Source organism: Corallococcus exercitus, from assembly GCF_003611585.1.
GTDB classification, from domain to species: domain Bacteria; phylum Myxococcota; class Myxococcia; order Myxococcales; family Myxococcaceae; genus Corallococcus; species Corallococcus exercitus.
Map to the genome: position 1 here is coordinate 1 of NZ_RAVW01000817.1, position 929 is coordinate 929.

1 protein-coding gene and 1 pseudogene are annotated in these 929 nt (G+C 65.8%); one reads left to right on the forward strand and one right to left on the reverse strand.

The window, feature by feature from the left end; genetic code table 11:
- Nucleotides 1-108, forward strand: a pseudogene (locus D7W79_RS42285) (IS5-like element ISMra2 family transposase); the annotation flags it as partial.
- A gap of 14 nt (nt 109-122) precedes the next feature.
- Here D7W79_RS42285 and D7W79_RS42290 read toward each other — a convergent pair.
- Complete coding sequence (locus D7W79_RS42290) at nt 123-401, reverse strand: Rrf2 family transcriptional regulator (RefSeq protein ID WP_244222285.1); 279 nt, start codon at nt 399-401, stop codon at nt 123-125.
- Nucleotides 402-929: the final 528 nt, after the last annotated feature.

Consider the following 929-nt stretch of genomic DNA (forward strand, 5'->3'; position numbering starts at 1 on the left):
CTCTTCAATCGCTTGAAGCAGAACCGGCGGGTGGCGACGCGCTATGAGAAGCGCGCCGCCAACTACCTGGCGATGGTCCATATCGCCTCCATCCGCCTCTGGCTCTAATTTGCGGACACGCCCTAGCGGGCGTGCGCTCTGATCTGCTGGACCAGATCCGCCACGGTCGTGCGCGCCAGGTCCTTCTCCAGGGCGAGCTGCGCCTCCTCGAAGTGACCGATGAGCGTGGACTGGATGCTGCTGCCCACCGGGCAGCGGGGATTCGGTGTGTTGCCGTGAAGAGGGAAGAGCGTGCCACCCTCCACCGCGCGGTAGATGTCTCTCAGGGTGATCCCATTGGGTGTCCGGGCCAGTTGCCAGCCGCCCTTCACACCCACCTGGGAGGTGACCAGTTCCCCCAAGAGAAGGCGGAGCCGGAGCAGAAGAGCCCGTCGTTTGCCGCGACGGTGGAGGAGCCGAAGAAGCAGTGCACGCCACGATTGGACTTTCGCGGGGCTGCTACGCAGGACGTTCGCGCTGGACGTATGGGCCTGCGGGAGGTGTGGCGGCAAGCGTCGGGTGCTGGCGTACCTGACAGCTCCCTGGAGGGTGAGCGCCATTCTGGAGCACCTGGCACTGCCCTCTGGGCCTGCGAAGCGGGCCCCAGCACAGGGCCCACCGCAGTTGGCGGGGTGTTGAGGCTCAAGCAGTCGCGCTGCTCCTGAAGCTCACGCCCCTGCTGCCCCCTTGCTGGAGGGGCGTCTGGGTTGGCGTGTGCCCAAAGCAGGCTGCACCGCCTCTTCCTCGGCCTGGCGTACAGCTCCTGAGGCATCCCCTCATCTGAATCAGATGAGACCAAAGGCTTCGCGGAACACGGCGTGCTCGCGTACCAGTTGACCAAACCGCTCCACCAGGGGACGCAGTCGCTCATCGCTCATGCGTGGCATGGC